This is a genomic window from Rhizobium sp. BR 315 (assembly GCF_050577975.1).
GTDB lineage: Bacteria > Pseudomonadota > Alphaproteobacteria > Rhizobiales > Rhizobiaceae > Rhizobium > Rhizobium miluonense.
On the sequence record NZ_JARWKZ010000042.1, the window covers coordinates 35,788 to 53,599 of the forward strand.

Below are 17,812 nucleotides of genomic sequence, written 5' to 3' on the forward strand. Positions count from 1 at the left end.
AGGCCATATACGCATCCTCGACGCCTATATCTGAGCCTAAAGATTTCCATCTGTCAATAAATAAATCGGATTGAATTATTAATTGGATGTGGCATTCTGGAAAAAAATCAGGCATGGCCATGGTGGAAGGAGCAGGCCCATGTCTCTCGTGCACGACCCGGAGGACACACCCACAACGCCAGCGATTCTCGACCCCAGCGGGGGCGCGAACCAGCTTGGCGTGCGTGCCCATAACGAGCGGCTCGTGCTGTCGCTCGTGCGTCGTCACGGCGCGCTGTCGAAGGCCGATATCGCCCGGCGCAGCGGGCTATCCGCGCAGACCGTTTCCGTCATCATGCGCGCCCTGGAGAAGGATGGGCTGCTATCCCGCGATGCACCGGTGCGCGGGCGCGTCGGCCAGCCATCCACTCCCATGCGGCTCAATCCGGATGCTGTGCTCTCCTTCGGCGTCAAGATCGGCCGACGCAGCGCCGATCTCGTGCTGATGGATTTTGTCGGCAGAATCAGGATGCAGCTTCATCAGACCTATCCCTATCCGCTGCCGCAGGAGATCATCGCTTTCGTGACTGCCGGCATCAGGGAATTGGAGGGGCGCCTGAGCGAAGAGGAGCGCCGCAAACTCGCTGGGATCGGCGTCGCCGCGCCGTTCGAGCTGTGGAACTGGGCCGAGCAGGTCGGCGCGCCGCCCGGAGCCATGGATGTCTGGCGCGGCTTCGACCTGCGCACCGAAATCGCCTCTCGCGTGACTTATCCCGTCTTCCTGCAGAACGACGCCACCAGCGCCTGCGGGGCAGAACTGGTTTTCGGTGCGGGCGCGCATTATCCTGATTTCGTCTATTTCTTTGTCGGCTCCTTCATCGGCGGCGGCATCGTGCTCAATTCCTCGATCTTCGTCGGGCGAACGGGCACGGCCGGAGCCCTTGGGCCCCTGCCCGTGCGTGGCCGCAACGGTGAAAATCGCCAGCTCCTGGAAATCGCCTCGATCTTCGTGCTCGAGAACCTGTTGAGGGATCACGGCTTCGACTCGCGCCCCCTCTGGTACTCCGCCGACAACTGGATCGATTTCGGCGAACCGCTGGAGATCTGGATACAGGATACGGCAAAGGCGCTGGCGCAGGCGATCGTCGCAGCTGCCTCGGTCATCGATTTCAGCGCTGCCGTCATCGATGGCGGCTTCCCCGATTGGGTACGAGAGCGGGTGGTGCGCGCAACCATCAAGGCCGCCTCGGATCTGGATCTGCAGGGTGTCATCATGCCCGAGATCATCGAGGGTGCAGTGGGGCCGCAGGCGCGGGCCATCGGCGGCGCGAGCCTGCCGATCTTTGCACATTACCTCATCGACCAAAACGTCCTCTTCAAGGAGATAGAGCATGCTGAAGGGCATTGACCCGCTGTTGAGCCCGGAGCTTCTGGCGACCTTGCGCGCCATGGGTCATGGCGACGAAATCGCCCTCGTGGACGGCAATTACCCCGGTCTCGAACATGGGCGCCGTCTCGTCCGCCTCGATGGCCATGGCGTCATCCGCGTGCTCGATGCCGTGCTGAGCGTGCTACCGATCGACGATTTCGTGCCGCAGGCGATTTTCCGGGCGACCGTCAAACAGGACCGTGATGCTATCGATCCCGTTCATGCCGAGATGATCGAGTGCTGCGCCCGGCATGTGCCCGATATCCGGGTCGTGCCGCTGCTGCCCGCGGAATTTTACGAGCGGGTCAAGCAGGCGCATACGCTGATACAGACCAGCGAGCCGCGGCTCTATGGCAATATTATTTTGCGCAAGGGCGTGATTTATCCGAAGGGATAGCGGAGGGGCAGAGACGCCCCTCATCCGGCCTATCGGCCACCTTCTTCCCGCAGGCGGGGCGAAGGGGATAGACGCGACCACAGCCTTCCTTCCGGCAATTTGCTTCGACGAGAATGCAGAGCTAGTCCCCTCTCCCCGTCAAAACGGGGAGAGGGTTAGGGTGAGAGGCAGAACTCTCCAGACGATAGGAGCCGATGGCCCTGCCCCCTCAAATATCGCCCGCCGAAGGCCCCCAGACATCCGTCATGGCGAAGCCTTCCGCCATCGGGTCGAACGGATCGAGCGCCACCTGGCTGAGACCGAAGGTGAAGCCTCGGCCGGTGATCGTGGGAATGATGGCCGGCTTGCCGGCGACTTCGGTCACCGCCTGCAGGCCGACCTCGAACTCCGAACCGATGATCGAGCGGGACTTGAAGATATCGCCGACCTTGGCCTTGCCGCGGGCATGCAGCGTCGCCAGATTGGCGGAATTGCCGGTGCCGCAGGGTGAGCGGTCGGCGCGGCCTGGCCACATGGTCGTGCAGGTGCGGATGGCGCCATCGGGATCGATGTCGCGGAACATCACATAGGCAACGCCGGAGATCGCAGGGATTTCCGGGTGAACCACGGTCATCGCCCGATTGATCGCATCCTTGATGACCATGCCGGCCTGAACGAGGGTAGCAGCATTGCCCTTCTCGATTTTCGAGCCGATCTGGCCGACATCGACGAGCGCATAGAAGATGCCGCCATAGCAAAGGTCTAGCTTGATCTTGCCCCATTGCGGCGTGTCGAGTTCGACATCAAGCTCATGAACGAAAGACGGCACCATGATCAGCCGCACCTTCTCGCAGCGGCCGTCGCGGCAGGTCGCCGTGGCACGGACGAGGCCGGCAGCCGTATCGAGCGTGACGACCGTTTCCGGCTCCTTCATCTCGACGATGCCGGATTCGAGCAAAGCGGTGGTTACGCAAATGGAGTTGGAGCCGGAGCTTGCATGCGCCTGATCCGGCTGGAGGATGATGAAGCCCGCATCGGCCTCTGGGTGCTTGGCCGGCAGCAGCAGGTTGACAGAGCCGATCGGCGCGCCGCGCGGCTCCAGCACGAGGAAGCGGCGCAGCTCCTGCCCCTTCGGATCAGTGTTTAGCCAATGCAGCTGCTCGGCAATACTGTTTCCGGGGATCTTCGGCACGCCGCCGATGGCAACCTTGCCGATTTCCCCTTCGCAATGAACGTCCAGCAGCTGGATCGTGCGCTTCCATCTCATGTCATCTACTCCAATCAAACGTATCGCGGGATGCCGCTATCGATCATCAATGCAGGTGCTCTTTGTTGCGGGGCATCAAGCCGAGATGGCCGCTGAACAGCCGCGTACCGGAGGTCCGGTACGCAGGAGCGACGATAATCCCGCGGCAAATCGCGGCCGGCCATCTCGCCACCATCGCCGACGCTGATAACCGTACGCCTGATTTCGCCCATGCCAAAGCCTACCCGCAATGCGCCACCATGTCCGATATGGCGCAGCTCTGTGATATATCAGATTGAATTGACTGGCTACGGCGTTCTGAAAGACGACAAGCGATGCGGTCCCGATTGAAGATATGGGGCTCTACTTTCCCAATGTCTCCCCGACATTGTTACTCGTCGCCTCGACGCTGTCGCCGAGCGAGCCGACCGTATTGCCCGCGGACGCGCCGACACGGCGCCATTGCTCGCCGTAATTCGCACGCGTGCGGGGATCGAAGATGGCAATCGGGGCGCTGACGGCCGCGCCTGCGACACTGCCAACCGTCTGGGCAGCGCCGAGAGCCACCGCGCCGACGGCATCGCCGATACCGACATCGGAATCGGTGATCGTCTGGCCGGCAATCAGCCGCGCTCCGATCAATTTCACTACTTCAGGGCTCTCGGCAAACTTGCCGTGGTTCAGGCCATCGCCAGTCTTGAGCTTGGTGAGATCAAGTACGGTGATCCCCTGCTTTTCCAGCTCGCTGCGATAGGGCTCGGCTGTGGGATCGATCTGGCCGAGACGATCGATACTGCCCGAAATGCGCCGTGAGAGCGACAAGGCCCGGTCGTCGCGCGAGACGAACAGCGTAAAATGCGGCTTGTCTTTGCCGAGTGCTGCGAACTGCCGCCCGAAGACATCGACATCGAGATCGGGCGAAGCCAGAATGACGTTCTTGATCTTCGGCGTGACGCGGCCATTGCGGATCGCCATCTGCCGGAGGGATTCGACGGCTAGCCAGCTCCCCATCGAATGCGCCATGACGGTGATATCGCCGACGGCAGGATCGGCGGCGACCCGGCGCAACAGCTCCTCAAGCGAGTCGCGCGAATAGTTCGCGCTTTCCTTGTCATAGGCATAGTCGAAGATGCTCGCCCGCGATGGCCAGGTAAAGACGATCGGTGCGACATTGGCGTGCGAATCGTGCACGATCTGCGCAAAGCGATAGACGGCGTCCTCATAGCGATTGTTGAAACCATGCACGAAGATCAGTACCCGCCGGTCCTTCGGCAATTCCGCATGCAGCCAGGCGCGACCATCCGCTTCGGTCGCCAGCGGCTTGACGGCAAGGGTGACGAAATTCTTCAAGGGGTTGCCGGGCAGACGGCTCGGCCACTGCACCTGGCCGACCTTGCGATTGGCCTCCGGCGGAATGGAGACGCTGACAGCGTCGATCTTCAACCCCGGGCCACGTTCTCCCGAAAACAGGATCGCCGGATCCTTGTCCGGCAAGCGCGTGGTGGCGACCAGCAGATCGACCTTCGAGGTTCCCGGCACATTTTCCCCGACCGGCTGCATGACTCCGACGGGACGGCCGCAAGCCGCAAGCGATAGCGTCACAGCAACGGCAACGGTTCGGAAAAACACGCTTCCCCCTCGGCCCGAGCCTGCCACATGCTGCATCATGCAACCCTTCTCCAACGCCCAACGATCGCGCCACTCTACGCATCGGCACCCATGGTGCAAGCAGAGAGAGCGGTTATCGCCCACATGAAGCAGCGCTAATTCGCACCGGCATTGCAATGGCGCAACTCCGAGATCGAACAGAAGATGCCGCGGGAACATCAGGAATGTGGGGAATAAAAAAGAGCCCGACGCGGGAGGAGGATGCGTCGGGCTCTTGATCCGGATTGGCAACTGGGAGGAGGAGTGTTGCCAATCAATGAAGGAGCGCTGGGAGGAGGAGGTGCGCTGCCTTCGAGCGGGTAGATATAACGCTGGGACACGCATGAATAGACCGGCCTTCGCAATGCAGCAATGCGCTGCGCGCAATGCTTATACCCAAATTGGCCAGGAATCCCGCATAGCACCGGCGAACAGGGCATTCCGCCGCCTATTTTAAAGCCGTCGGATGCCAAGACTGCAGGATTCACATGATCGTGAAGCAGGACTGCGCGCTCGCACAAGCATATATGGGCGGCAGAGACGTTGTCTTCGCCGCCCCGTGCACATTTTCGAATCGTCGCTCCAGCTTTGCGCGCCGAAGCCGTGGGCCTTATGCCGCCTTGAACGCCTTGCGACCTTCGGCATCCAGTGCAGCAAACTCCTCATCGGAGAGCACGATGTCGACGGCCGCGGTGTTTTCCTCGAGATGCTTGACCTTGCCCGTTCCGGGGATCGGTAGCATGACCGGGCTGCGCTTCAGCACCCAGGCAAGCGCGATCTGGCTCGGCGCCGCGTCATGCTTCTTGGCGATGGTATCGAGAAGCGAGCCTTCCTTGGCGAGATTGCCCGCGGCCAGAGGGAACCAGGGAATGAAGCCGATATTGTGCTTATGGCAATAATCGAGGACATCTTCGCTGGTGCGGTCGACGAGATTGTAACGGTTCTGCACCGTCGCCACGCTGAAGTGCTTCGACGCCGCCTCGATGTCGGCAACGGAGACTTCGCTCAAGCCCGCATGGCGGATGATACCGTCATCGATCAGGGATTTCACGGCATCGAATTGCTCGGCGACCGGCACTTTGGAATCGATGCGGTGGAGTTGCCAGAGATCGATGCGGTCGACGCCGAGGTTGCGCAGGCTCTTGTGCGCCTGCTGGATCAAGTACTCCGGACGACCTAAAGGCACCCAGACATCCGGGCCGGTTCGCGTCAGTCCGCCCTTGGTGGCGACGACGAGATCCTTGCTATATGGATGAAGCGCTTCCTTGATCAGCAGTTCGGAAACGTCGGGACCATAGGAATCGGCTGTGTCGATGAAGTTGATGCCAAGCTCCGGCAGGCGCTTCAGCGTGCGGATGGCTTCGTCGTGATCGGCAGGCTCGCCCCAGATGCCGGCACCCGTGATGCGCATGGCACCGAAGCCGAGACGATGGACGGGAAGATCACCGCCGATCTTGAATTGACCGGACTTGGCTGCGTCGAAATCTGACATGGTTATGTCCCTTCACTGATCTAAGAATATATCTGGAGTTCCCGCCATCGGAGCGGCCGGGATCTGTCGATCAAAGCGAGCTGTTCGCGAAGAGGGAAATAGGGTCGCGACACGGCAGTAGATGGGTCTGCGATCCGGCATATGCAATGCATTGCCGCCGACAAAGCCATCTTTTCGAGATGCCGCGATCGACGCGGGTCTGCAGCTGCCGATGGATCGCATCGGGATCACCGGGCTGGCAAATGCGCCCGCGCCAGCGCGCCCAGGTCGGCAAGCGCTGCCCAAAGCTCATGGAACATGCCGGAGGCGAACTCCTCCAGCGGTAGATCTTTCTGCGCGCCGCTCCAGCGTTCGCCGCCGATGCGCAGCATGCCGACGACGGCTGCGGCAAGCAAACTCAAGCGGAACCGCTCCTCGTCTCCGCCGGAACAGCGGGCATGCAGCGCATCCGTGAGCTTTCGTTCTAGCTTGGCGTATTTCAGCTGATCCCGGGACCGAAGTGCCGGCGTATCCCGGATCAGGACGGCGATGGCAAGATGCTGAGGATCAGAGACCGCAGCCCGCAGGGCCGCATTGATTGCCGTCTCGATGACCTCGACCAGCGGTGCATCTGCAGGCTGGGCAGCGACTGCACCGATCAGTTCGTCGGCGAAGCCATCCTGCCAGGCAGCGACCACATCTTCCTTGCTGGGGAAGTAATCGAAGAAGCTGCGTTTGGAAACATCGGCCGCCTCGGTGATATCTTCGATGGTGGTATTGTCGAAGCCTCGCTCGAGGAAAAGCTTCAATGCCGTGGTTTCGATACGCTCGCGGGTCTGGCGACGCTTCCGTTCGCGCCGGCCTTCCCTCACCGCGCCATCGATATCCGCCATCTGCTCCCCCCGCTATGCATTTGCTTCGGGCCGCCCCGTATCAGCCGTGCCGGCCTCCTGCGCATGGGCGCCGATTGCCGCGATCTTCCCGGTGCTACGAGATTCGGCGCCGTTGATCGAGAGTTCCAGCGGATCTTGGCGCGATATCCTGTAGACGCCGGCCGGCGGAATGTTGCGCACGGTGCCGCCGATGCGAGTGCCCTTCAAGCCGAGGCTTTCGAGGATCGGCCGCTGAATAGGACAGCGCGGGCCATAGGTGAATTGATAGAAGGCACTGCCCGGCTTCATCACCGCGAAGGCTCCGCCGACAATGGCGGCGACTTTCGAAGGCGGCATGGACAGGAGTGGCAGGCCGCTGACGACGGCACCAAAAGGCGCGTCGTCGAAGAGGCCGCAACCACCAAGCTGGGCCGCATCCATCCGCACTACTCGAGCCTCAGGAAAACGGTCCCGCAAACGAACGGCAAACTCCTCGCCGAATTCGACGAGCGTGAGGGCACTTTCCGGAATTCCCCGCGCCAGCAGAGCCCGCGTGAAAACGCCCGTGCCGGGGCCAAGTTCCAGAATCGGGCCATCAAGCGGATCAATCTCCTGCGTCATCAGCCTGGCCAGCCGCTCGCCCGAAGGCGCGACTGCTGCGACCCGCATCGGATCGCTCACCCAGGAGCGAAAGAACCGCACGAAATCGGCGCATGATGTCTTTGTCGTCATTCCGCGAATCCAATCTCCGGCTGCGATATCGAATGTGGCGCGATCAGGACTGAGCAGCATGGCATTTCAAAGGCGTATCACGCCATTAGGCCATCCAGAATCGTTGAGATGCAAGTGCCGTCGCACGACTTTTCGCATATTTTATCTATTGCAAATTTGCATTTAATGCAAAAATATATCGGTTGCAACAGGCGATAACGAATCTCTCTGTGAAGTCTCTCGCAACGGCGTGAAATAAAGCCCTCCCCGCGATTGCCGAGAGGGCTTCAAGCATCCAGTTCACCGACAGCTTACGGGCTCACGCACTGGCGGCGAGGACCATTGGTCGGCTGATAGGTATTGTCGGAAGCGCGATAGGTCTTGTAGCGGCTGGCGCACCAGCGAACATGCGCACTGCCGCGAGGTGGATGAGCAACGGCGCCGGCAATAATTGCACCGGCAGTGAAGGCAGCCATCGGATACCACCAGCCATCGCTATAACGGCGATAGCCTGGGCGGGCGTGGCGATAGCCGCGATGGCCATGCCAATAGCCCGGCCGATGATGCGGGCGATAGCCAGGACGATAATGGGGGCGGTGGTGCGGGCGATAGCGCCTGTCGTGATGACGATACTGCACGTCGACGACACTGGAGGGCTGGCCACTCGTCTGTATGGCCGCCGGCTGAACCATCGGCTGGATCGGTCCTGCAACTGCCGGATCAAAGGACGAAATCGCCAAAAGGGCACTCAATGCGGTCACCGTTACCGTGGTCAGAAGTCGTTTCACAGCTCTCTCCTCTCGAGTCGCAGTACTGATGAACAACGCGTAATGATTGAAAAATGTTTCACAATATTATCGCTTGCGCAAGTACGCAGGCGGAGCATATAGATAGGAAGCCTACCTATCTATTGAGGCTGATGCTCCATGACCGATACCATCCGCCATCCTGGGCTCGACGAAGCCCATGCGCTTGCCGAAGCATTGCGCCCTGCCTTGCATCGCCTTTATCGACAATTGCGCCGCGAAAGTGACGATCCGGGATTGTCGCCGCTACATGCCCTGCTCCTCGTTGCCGTCATGCGGCAACCAGGCATCGGAGTTGCCGAACTGGCGCGGATGGAGAAGCTGCGCGGGCCGACGATTTCAGGACATGTGAAGGCAATGGAGCGGGACGGTCTCATTACGCGCTCAGAACCGGACCCCAGCGACCGCAGGCGCAACGGCCTGATCGCAACCGAGAAGGGCAAGAAGCTCATACAGGCTCTGAAACAGAGGCGGACCGACTGGCTCGCATCGGAACTGGCCAAACTGTCGCCTGAAGAGCGCGCTGCAATTCGGGCCGCGATCGGGCCACTTGGAGAGATCGGACAATGAGCGGAGATCGTCTCCAGGCAGCTTCGCCAGCGGCACCAGCAGCGGACGGCCTACCCGACCGCCGCGAGATCCGCGCCGTCATTCTCGGCCTGATGATCGTTCTCGGGCTCGGCGCCATCGACCAGAGCATCGTCGCCACCGCCCTGCCCCGCATCGTCAGCGATCTCGGCGGGCTGACGCATCTTTCCTGGGTGGTCAGCGCCTATGTGCTCGCCTCCACCGCCACCATGCCGCTCTACGGCAAGCTCAGCGACCAGTATGGCCGCAAGCCGATGATCTATGCGGCGATCCTGATCTTCCTGCTCGGCTCCGTCCTGAGCGGCATGGCGCAGACGCTGATGCAGCTCATCATCTTCCGGGCGATCCAGGGCATCGGCGCCGGCGGATTGATGCCGCTGGCGCAGATCATCATCGGCGACATCGTGCCGCCGGCTCGGCGTGGGCGCAACCAGGGCTCGATCGCCGCCGTCTTCGCGGTTTGCAGCGTCATCGGCCCGATCGCCGGCGGCATCATCACCGATCTCCTGTCCTGGCACTGGATCTTCTACGTCAATCTGCCAATCGGCGCCGTTGCCCTCATCATGATCGGCCGCGCGCTCAAGCGGCCGCACCAGTCTCGCAGTCGCCGCATCGACTATCTCGGCGCCGCCTTGCTGACGGGCTGTACGACGAGCTTCCTGCTGGTGCTGGCGCTCGGCGGCAACGAATGGGCCTGGAATTCGCCGGAGATTTTCGGACTGTCTGCCGTCGCCCTCGTGCTTTGCGTTCTTTTCATCCTTCACGTCCGGCGCGAGCCCGAGCCGGTGCTGCCGCCCGATCTCTTCCGCAATCGGCTGTTCGTCGTCGCCTGCATCGTGCTGGCCCTGACCTTCATGGGGATGCTGGGCGCAAGCCTGTTCTTTCCGCTGTTCTTCCAGATGGTCATGGGGGTCAGCGCCTCGCATTCCGGGCTGCTGACCGGCCCGCTGATGATCGGCGTCGTTATTTCCTCGATGGTCAACGGGCGCGTACTGCTGCATCGCTTCGGGCGCTACAAGCCGGCGCAGCTCTGCGGCCTCAGCCTCGCGACGGTCGCCTTCGCGATCCTTTCCTGGGCCGCGGCCACCAGCCAGGGTTTCGGGATCATTGAGCCCGCCGTCTTCGCTCTCGGCCTTGGTCTCGGGCTTGTCATGCCCACCATGACGATTGCCGTGCAAAATGCCCTGCCCCTTGCCCATCGCGGCGTCGGAACGGCGACACTCGCCTTCTTCCGTTCGCTCGGCGGCCTCATTGGCGTCACCGGCTCGGGTGCAATTCTGGCCTATCGCGTGCAGAACGCCTCCGGCGCGCTGGATGGCGTGCATGTGTCGTCCCTCACCGAGGCCGGCATGAGACAGCTCGCGACCGCCTCTCCCGAGGCCCATGCCGCCGCCATCGCGCTTTACCGCCACGCCATTGCAATGACCTTCGCAACGGGAACGGCGATCGTGGCACTGGCGTTGGTCGTTCTGTTGTTTCTGCCGGAATTGCCATTGGCAACGGATCACGGACAGGGGACCCCGCGGTCAAGCTGACTGGGCTTCTCCGCCAGCAGGGCTACCGATCCAGAGAGACGCTGACTTGGGGCGCAAAGCCACCATCGGCCCGTCCGTGCGCCGGTCGAGGTGCGCCCGTCGCGCCCAGCAGGTAATCGCGGCGACCAGAACAGATCGAGGGCGCGAACACCGAGGCCGAACCGGCTATGCGTTTAGCCCGATAACAGGCTGCGTTTCAAACGCAGCAAGCATAAAAAACGATAAGGGAAAAATGGCGCACCCGAAGAGATTCGAACTCCTGACCCCCAGATTCGTAGTCTGGTGCTCTATCCAGCTGAGCTACGGGTGCGTGCCGAAACGGAAGAAACCGTTCGGTGTGGGCGGTTCTCTAAAGGGTCCCTTGGGGGAATGCAAGTGGATTTCTGAAAAAGATCGCGATTTTCGTGCAAGATACCGACAACTATCTGAAAATATTCAGATTTCTTGCAAGCTCTTGCTGCGATAATCGTCGAGGGATACGGGACGGTCGGGAATTTCGATGCGGAACTGCGTTCCGGCAGCCGGTTTTTCCACGAGCGCAATGGTGCCGCCATGGGCAAGCACCAGCTCCCGGGCGATCGCCAGGCCAAGGCCTGTGCCTCCGGAGCGGGCGGAGCCACGAAAAGCGGTGAAGAGATTCTCCCGCGCCTTCTGCGGCATGCCGGGGCCGGTGTCGTCGACGGTAATGCTGACGACGCTGCCGATTCGATGCGCCGAGACCGTGATGCGCTTTATGCTGTCGAGCTCGGCGTTGCTAATGGCAACCAGCGCCTGATGGGCGTTGCGGCAGAGATTATGGATGACGCGGAACAACTGTTCGCCGTCGGCATCGACTTCCAGATCGGCACTAAGCTGCTCGATGAATTCTATGCCGCTGTCGGGCTCGATCGCCAGGATATCGCGAACCTCGGCGATCAGCTCGATAAGACGAATCTTGCGCCGGCGCGGCGCCGATTCGGAGGTCTGGCCATAGGACAGCACCTCGGTCGTATAGCCGACGGCGCGATCGATGGTGCGCAGCAGCTTCGGCGCGAAGCGCTTGACCATGGGGTCGTCGACATCGACGAGCCGGTCCGACATCAGCTGCGCAGCCGACAGGATGTTGCGCATGTCGTGATTGATCTTCGAGACGGCGAGGCCGAGGGCGGCAAGATTCTTCTGCTGCTTCAGCGTCTTCTGAAGCTGCGTCTGCATGGCAGCAAGATGGCGGCCAGCGACGGCAAGCTCGTCGCGCCCCTGGTCGGGCACGAGAATGCGGCCCGGATCCTCCGGATCGTCGGAATAGGCCTGCATGCTGTCGGTGAGACGGCGGATCGGGCGGATCATGATGCGGTTGATCGCAAAGAAGATCAGCGTCGCGGTGAAGAGCGAAATCAGGATGGAAACGAGGAAGACGCTGCGGGAATAGGCAAGCATCGCATTGCGCAGGCGCGTATCCTTCAGCACCACTTCGATGCCGGTGCCGGCATCCCCGCCGACGGGGCCGAAAACACGGATGATGCGGTTGCCGCCGAAAAGCAGAGTGTCGAGGGCGTCCTTGATGGCGGTAGGCTGCGACACGTCGCTGAGATCATACATGTCATCGACCGAAGCCGGCATTTCTGCCGTCGCCAGCAGACGCGAGGTGCCGTCCTTGCGCAGAACGATGGCCCGCGTGCCGGTGGCCATCAATGTTTCCTTCTGCAGCGCACGGGGCAATTCGGCCGTCTGCAAGCCGTCAATGGCGATGGCGGCGGCGGCAGCCGTGCTCAGCCGATCCTCCAGCCAGCGCAGCCGCATATTGGCGACGGAAGGCACGAAGATGAGCACCTCCGCCAACGATATGAAAACGATGGTGAGGATGAGGAGCTTGCCGGAGAGCCCGCCAAAGATGCCGGTTGGCCTGCAAAGCCTGGAGAGGCCGACCTTCTCGGCCTTGCCGTCCTTTGCGGCGCTCCTGCCCTGCTCACTGTCCATTTCAATTGTCCCGCTTCGCCGCAAAGCGACCTGATGGCGACTTGTCGAAACGGTATAATAGGTGATTGTGGGCTTTTTTCCAATCGCGTCCCGATCCTAGGGCACGATGACGCATACAAGGAGAGCGGCGGCGCTCAGCACAGCCGCTTCTCGCCCACTCGCGAAGAGATCAGAACTCTTCCCAATTCTGCGCAGCAGCGGCCGGCGCGCGGGCAGCGTTGCCGCCGAAGGCCGTCGCGACCTTGTCAATCATCCGGCGCGCCGGCGATGCCGTCGGACGATGCGTTTCGGCGCGCGCCGGCACCGGAGCGGAAACGCTGCCTCCATCGACCTTGAAGCGGGAGACCAGGCGCACGAGGCCGTCAGCCTCGCCCGCCAGACGATGGGTCGCTGCCGAAGTTTCCTCGACCATGGCAGCGTTGCGCTGCGTGACCTCGTCCATCTGATTGACGGCCTTGTTGACTTCCGACAGGCCGGTCGCCTGTTCGCGCGCCGCGGTGGCGATGGAATGGATGTGATCGTTGATCTTGAGCACGCGCGCTTCGATGGTCGACAGCGCCTCGCCGGTCGCCTGCACCAGCTTGACGCCGACCTGCACCTCGCCGCCGGATTTTCCGATCAGCGCCTTGATATCCTTGGCCGCCGTGGCGGAGCGTTGGGCAAGCTCGCGCACTTCCTGCGCGACGACGGCAAAGCCCTTGCCTGCCTCGCCGGCGCGCGCAGCCTCCACACCGGCGTTCAGTGCCAGCAGATTGGTCTGGAAGGCGATATCGTCGATAACGCCGATGATCTGGCTGATTTCGCCGGATGCCTGCTCGATGCGGCCCATAGCATCGATCGCGTTGCGAACGACGGTGCCGGAACGGGCAGCATCTTCCTTGGCTTCGCCCACCATGACGCTCGCTTCGCGCGCCCGCTCCGTCGAGTTCTGGACGACGGAGGTGATCTCATCGAGCGCTGCCGAGGTTTCCTCGAGGGCAGCTGCCTGCTGCTCGGTACGCTTGGATAGGTCGTCGCTGGCGTGACGAAGCTCGTTGGTGTTGGAATTGATCGAGCCGGTGGTCTCGCGCACCTCGCGCATGGTGCTCTTCAGCGTTGCGAGCGTCGCGTTGACGTTCTGCTGCAATTCCGCAAAGGCGCCCTGGAATTCGCCCTTCATCGACTGGGTGAGATCGCCTTCGGCCAGGCTTGCGATGACGCGACGGACCTCACCGATGCCGACATCGACGCTCATCAGCAGCTCATTCACATTGGTAGCGAAGCGATTGAGATTGGCGTCGCCGTAATCCTTGTCGATGCGGCGGCTGAAATCGCCGGCGGCCGCAGCCGAAACGGCCAGCGACATGCTGGACTGCAGCTCGTCGCTTCTGGCGCGCATCGCCATTTCCTCGGCATTCATGCGGCGCACGGCATTGCCGTTTTCCTTGAAGACGTCGACAGCCGCTGCCATCTCGCCGATTTCGTCGCCTCGACCGGCAAACGGGACCTCGATATCGAACTGGCCGTCGGCAACCTTCTTGATCGCGTCCGTGACCTTGCGGATCGGGCGGCTCAGGTGAACGGTGCCGATGTAAGCTCCAAGACCGACGCCGGCGCCGATGCCGGCGACCATGATGCTGAGGACGACCCACAGGACGCTCTCGTGGAAGACGGCGATCTCGGCTTCAGCCTTTGCAAGTTCCGCTTTGTCAGCCTGGACGACGGCGTCGATCTCAGCCTGGAAGGCTTTGCGATTGGCGCGGTTCGCCTCGTTGTTGCCCTGCTTGGCCGCCGCATCGGGGCCATCCGTCACGCCGAGTTTGACCGTCTCCGTGCGGAAGACGCGAAACTCCTGAGCGCGGGCTTTCAGCTTGGCGAAATCCGCTTTCTGACTATCCGGAACCAGAGGCGACCAGGAGACCAGAACCTTGTCGATCTCGTCGAGATCGGCCGTCAGCCCATCGGCGAAGCTCTTGGCATCCTTTGCGGAAGCGGCCGCATAGATGCCGCGGGATTCCATGACCACCGCGGTTACATAACGGTTGAGGTGCTCGCCCATATAGGCGCGGCTGGCTGTCTGCTCATAACTCTGCAATCTCTGGTCATATTGATGCAGCGCGTAAAGAGTGGTGCCGCCGATCAGGAGTGCTGCGCCGGTCATGACGAGTACAAGCAGATTTACTTTGCCGCGAATTTTCAAGATATCCCCCAAGGCCAGCGTCATCCCCCAAAATCGGTGGGTTTTGCCAGTACGCACTTAGATATCGGCTAAATTCATTAATGTTATCTTGCCGTATTTCGCGTCGGAACATCGGGATTCAGGGCTGTTTCCGCCTTATATTTCAGGAATCTCCGAACTCTATTGCCGGCGGCACAATCGATCGGCCGACTAACAGGAATCCTGGATTTCCAGGAATCTGCGCCGGTATAATTGACTTTGGGGGCCCTGATCCTTATAAGCCCGCGCACGTTCGGTCATAGAGCCTGCATCTGCGGGCCAAGTCCGTTCGTCATAATCAACAACGCTCCTTGCTATTGAAGCAAAGCTCAAGAAGGGCCGCACTCCGCGGTGTTTAAATAAATGAAGCGTACCTATCAACCATCCAAGCTTGTCCGCAAGCGTCGCCACGGCTTCCGTTCCCGTATGGCTACCAAGGGCGGCCGTGCGGTTCTTTCCGCTCGCCGTAACCGCGGCCGCAAGCGTCTTTCGGCCTAACGGCCGAAATGCCCGATAGTCGAGGATGGCGGGCAATTGACGAATGAACGACCCAAAAAGACTGTCGGGCGGCTGAAAAGCCGGCCGCAGTTTCTTGCAGTCCGTGAAGGCGAGAAGCGCAGAGGCGGCTTCTTCCTGCTAGAGATGCTGGACCGCAAGCTTGCCGACGCCGACCCCCGCGTTGGTTTTACCGTTACCAAAAAACATGGCAACGCAGTGGAGCGCAACCGCATGCGGCGCAGGCTGAAAGAAGCCGTGCGGCTTCATGCCGGGTTTGCAATGCAGCCCGGACACGACTATGTGGTTGTCGCGCGGCGCGATGTGCTGACCGCACCTTTCGAAAAACTGGCAAGCGAACTCGTAAGCCGCATCGAAACCAGGCCGAAACATCGGCGGTCCGAGACGGACCGCTCCAGGAAAGTATGATGGAAAACAACCGCAATTACTTCATTGCAATTGCACTGTCTGTGCTGATTGTTCTCGGCTGGCAGTTTTTCTACATGAACCCGCGCCTCGAGGCGCAGCGCCAGGCCGAACAGGCCGCCAAGCAGCAGCAGTCGCAGCACGCCCAGACGACGCAGGCACCCGCCGCCGGCGCAGGCGCTGCTCCGGTCAATGGTTCGCTGCCGGCAGGCGGCCAGAACACGGCGTCGGTGCTGACGCGCGATCAATCGGTCGCCAAGACGTCGTCTGCGCGCGTCGCGATCGATACGCCCGCGCTGTCAGGCTCCATCAACCTGGAAGGCGCGCGCCTCGACGACCTGCAGCTCAAGGCCTATCATGAGACCGTCAGCAAGAGCAGCCCGATCATCACGCTGTTCAGCCCGGCAGACACCAAGGATGGCTACTTCACCGAGCTCGGCTATGTCGGCAGCGACGCGACCGGTGCTGTCCCCGGCCCTTCGACCGTATGGAAGCTGGCAAGCGGCGACAAGCTGACCGATAAGACGCCGGTGACGCTGTCCTACACCAACGACAAGGGCGTCACCTTCTCGCGCACCATCTCCGTCGACGATCGCTACATGTTCACGATCACCGACAAGATCGCCAATGGCGGCCAGGCACCGGTTTCGCTGTCGAGCTATGGCCGCGTCACCCGCTACAACAAGCCCGAGACGCCTTCCGCCTACGTCCTGCACGAAGGCTTCATCGGCGTCATCGGCGATGACGGCCTGATCGAGACCAAATATGCGTCGACCGAGAAGGAAGCCACGACGCCCGCCAAGGCGACCGGCGGCTGGCTCGGCATGACGGACAAATACTGGGCCGCAACCATCGTGCCGCCGCAGTCGACCGCCTATGATGCTCGCTTCTCGCATTTCAGCGACGGTACGGCGCGTTATCAGGCCGATTACAAGCAGGATGCCATCACGGTGGCTCCCAGCCAGTCGATCGAGCTGAAGAACCTCATCTTCGCCGGCGCCAAGGAAGTTCCGGTCATCGATCGCTATGAAACCAGCTATTCGATCCCGCGCTTCGACCGCCTGATCGACTGGGGCTGGTTCTATTTCATCACCAAGCCGATGTTCAAGCTGATGGATTTCTTCTTCCGCTTCTTCGGCAATTTCGGCGTCGCCATCCTCTGCACGACCATCGTGGTCAAGGCGCTCTTCTTCCCGCTTGCCAGCCGGCAATATGCCTCCATGGCGAACATGAAGCGCGTGCAGCCGAAGATGGAAGAGCTGAAGGCCAAGTTCGGCGACGACCGCATGGGCCTGCAGCAGGCGACGATGCAGCTCTACAAGGAAGAGAAGATCAATCCGATCGCGGGTTGCTGGCCGGTGCTCTTGCAGATCCCGATCTTCTTCTCGCTCTACAAGGTGATCTACATCACCATCGAGATGCGCCATGCGGCGTTCTTCGGCTGGATCCAGGACCTCTCCGCGCCGGATCCGACCTCGATCGTCAACCTCTTCGGCCTGCTGCCGTTCGCAGCCCCGACCATCCTGCATCTCGGCGTCTGGCCGCTGATCATGGGCGTCACCATGTTCTTCCAGATGCGCATGAACCCGACGCCGCCGGATCCGACCCAGGCGATGATCTTCAACTGGATGCCGCTGGTGTTCATGTTCATGCTGGCAAGTTTCCCGGCCGGTCTCGTGATCTACTGGGCCTGGAACAACACGCTCTCGGTCATCCAGCAGTCGATCATCATGAGGCGCCACGGCGTGAAGGTGGAGCTCTTCGACAATCTGAAGGGCCTCTTCAAACGAAAACCGGCGCCATCGAAATAAACAGCAAAGCCCCGCTTCGCAGCCTGTGTGAGAAGTCCGGCAAATCAATTAAGGTGGCCGCATTGGAAACGATGCGGCCATTTTCATGGGATACATTTCAGGGACTGATCGGGGTCAGACGTCGCTGTTGCCAGCCCGGATCGAGGATTACGTTGCGGCAGATGCTGCGGTGCGGGTGATCGATGCCTTTGTCGATGGGCTTGATGTTGCGCAGCTCGGATTCAGGCGAGCGGTTGAGGCCTCGACAGGTCGTCCCCCCTACGATCC

General features: G+C 61.3%; 15 protein-coding genes and 1 tRNA gene. 7 read left to right on the forward strand and 9 right to left on the reverse strand.

Annotated elements, in window-relative coordinates; translation table 11 throughout:
• Positions 1-139 precede the first annotated feature (139 nt).
• Together QD409_RS27415 and QD409_RS27420 are read left to right on the forward strand one after the other, a co-directional pair.
• On the forward strand, positions 140-1,387 hold the full coding sequence (locus QD409_RS27415; protein ID WP_092843068.1) for an ROK family transcriptional regulator: 1,248 nt from the start codon (positions 140-142) through the stop codon (positions 1,385-1,387).
• Entirely contained in the window at positions 1,371-1,805 is a 435-nt protein-coding gene (locus QD409_RS27420; RefSeq protein WP_092843652.1) for an RbsD/FucU family protein, read from the forward strand. Before QD409_RS27415 ends, QD409_RS27420 begins: the two co-directional genes overlap by 17 nt.
• Before the next feature lie 208 nt (positions 1,806-2,013).
• On the opposite strand, the gene QD409_RS27425 is transcribed toward QD409_RS27420, so the two are convergent.
• The 6 genes from QD409_RS27425 to QD409_RS27450 all read right to left on the reverse strand — a co-directional run bounded on the left by QD409_RS27425 (position 2,014) and on the right by QD409_RS27450 (position 8,519).
• On the reverse strand, positions 2,014-3,051 hold the full coding sequence (locus QD409_RS27425; protein WP_092843070.1) for a 4-hydroxyproline epimerase: 1,038 nt from the start codon (positions 3,049-3,051) through the stop codon (positions 2,014-2,016).
• A gap of 342 nt (positions 3,052-3,393) precedes the next feature.
• A complete protein-coding gene (locus QD409_RS27430; RefSeq protein WP_092843072.1) occupies positions 3,394-4,698 on the reverse strand; it encodes an alpha/beta hydrolase in 1,305 nt (434 codons plus the stop codon).
• Positions 4,699-5,287: 589 nt separating this feature from the next.
• On the reverse strand, positions 5,288-6,169 hold the full coding sequence (locus QD409_RS27435) for an aldo/keto reductase (protein WP_092843074.1): 882 nt from the start codon (positions 6,167-6,169) through the stop codon (positions 5,288-5,290).
• A gap of 227 nt (positions 6,170-6,396) precedes the next feature.
• Positions 6,397-7,041 (reverse strand): TetR family transcriptional regulator, encoded by a 645-nt coding sequence (locus QD409_RS27440; protein ID WP_092843076.1) that lies wholly within the window; start codon positions 7,039-7,041, stop codon positions 6,397-6,399.
• 12 nt (positions 7,042-7,053) lie between these two features.
• A complete protein-coding gene (locus QD409_RS27445) occupies positions 7,054-7,752 on the reverse strand; it encodes a class I SAM-dependent methyltransferase (protein WP_092843654.1) in 699 nt (232 codons plus the stop codon).
• Between the two features lie 290 nt (positions 7,753-8,042).
• The gene (locus QD409_RS27450; RefSeq protein WP_092843078.1) at positions 8,043-8,519 is read right to left on the reverse strand and encodes a BA14K family protein; all 477 of its coding nucleotides are present in this window, start codon (positions 8,517-8,519) and stop codon (positions 8,043-8,045) included.
• 138 nt (positions 8,520-8,657) lie between these two features.
• Here QD409_RS27450 and QD409_RS27455 point away from each other — a divergent pair, with 138 nt between their 5' ends.
• Both QD409_RS27455 and QD409_RS27460 read left to right on the forward strand, forming a co-directional pair.
• Complete coding sequence (locus tag QD409_RS27455) at positions 8,658-9,107, forward strand: MarR family winged helix-turn-helix transcriptional regulator (RefSeq protein ID WP_092843079.1); 450 nt, start codon at positions 8,658-8,660, stop codon at positions 9,105-9,107.
• Positions 9,104-10,660: an MDR family MFS transporter gene (locus QD409_RS27460; protein ID WP_092843081.1), complete on the forward strand. Its 1,557-nt coding sequence runs from the start codon at positions 9,104-9,106 to the stop codon at positions 10,658-10,660. The genes QD409_RS27455 and QD409_RS27460 overlap by 4 nt, the downstream gene beginning before the upstream one ends.
• A 233-nt stretch (positions 10,661-10,893) precedes the next feature.
• Here QD409_RS27460 and QD409_RS27465 read toward each other — a convergent pair.
• From QD409_RS27465 to QD409_RS27475, 3 genes are all read right to left on the reverse strand, one after another.
• Positions 10,894-10,970: transfer RNA gene (locus QD409_RS27465), tRNA-Arg, on the reverse strand.
• A gap of 125 nt (positions 10,971-11,095) precedes the next feature.
• Positions 11,096-12,616 carry an ATP-binding protein gene (locus QD409_RS27470; RefSeq protein WP_430764152.1) on the reverse strand — a complete coding sequence of 507 codons (1,521 nt, stop codon included), beginning with the start codon at positions 12,614-12,616 and terminating at the stop codon, positions 11,096-11,098.
• 169 nt (positions 12,617-12,785) lie between these two features.
• Entirely contained in the window at positions 12,786-14,819 is a 2,034-nt protein-coding gene (locus tag QD409_RS27475; RefSeq protein WP_245297889.1) for a methyl-accepting chemotaxis protein, read from the reverse strand.
• 357 nt (positions 14,820-15,176) lie between these two features.
• Here QD409_RS27475 and rpmH point away from each other — a divergent pair, with 357 nt between their 5' ends.
• Genes rpmH through yidC form a run of 3 tightly spaced genes read left to right on the forward strand, consistent with a single transcriptional unit; the run spans position 15,177 to position 17,545 of the window.
• Complete coding sequence (gene rpmH / locus QD409_RS27480; RefSeq protein WP_092843085.1) at positions 15,177-15,311, forward strand: 50S ribosomal protein L34; 135 nt, start codon at positions 15,177-15,179, stop codon at positions 15,309-15,311.
• Positions 15,312-15,347: 36 nt separating this feature from the next.
• Complete coding sequence (gene rnpA / locus QD409_RS27485; protein WP_199092748.1) at positions 15,348-15,737, forward strand: ribonuclease P protein component; 390 nt, start codon at positions 15,348-15,350, stop codon at positions 15,735-15,737.
• Positions 15,737-17,545 (forward strand): membrane protein insertase YidC, encoded by a 1,809-nt coding sequence (gene yidC / locus QD409_RS27490; protein ID WP_092843089.1) that lies wholly within the window; start codon positions 15,737-15,739, stop codon positions 17,543-17,545. Before rnpA ends, yidC begins: the two co-directional genes overlap by 1 nt.
• The last annotated feature ends 267 nt before the right edge of the window (positions 17,546-17,812 follow it).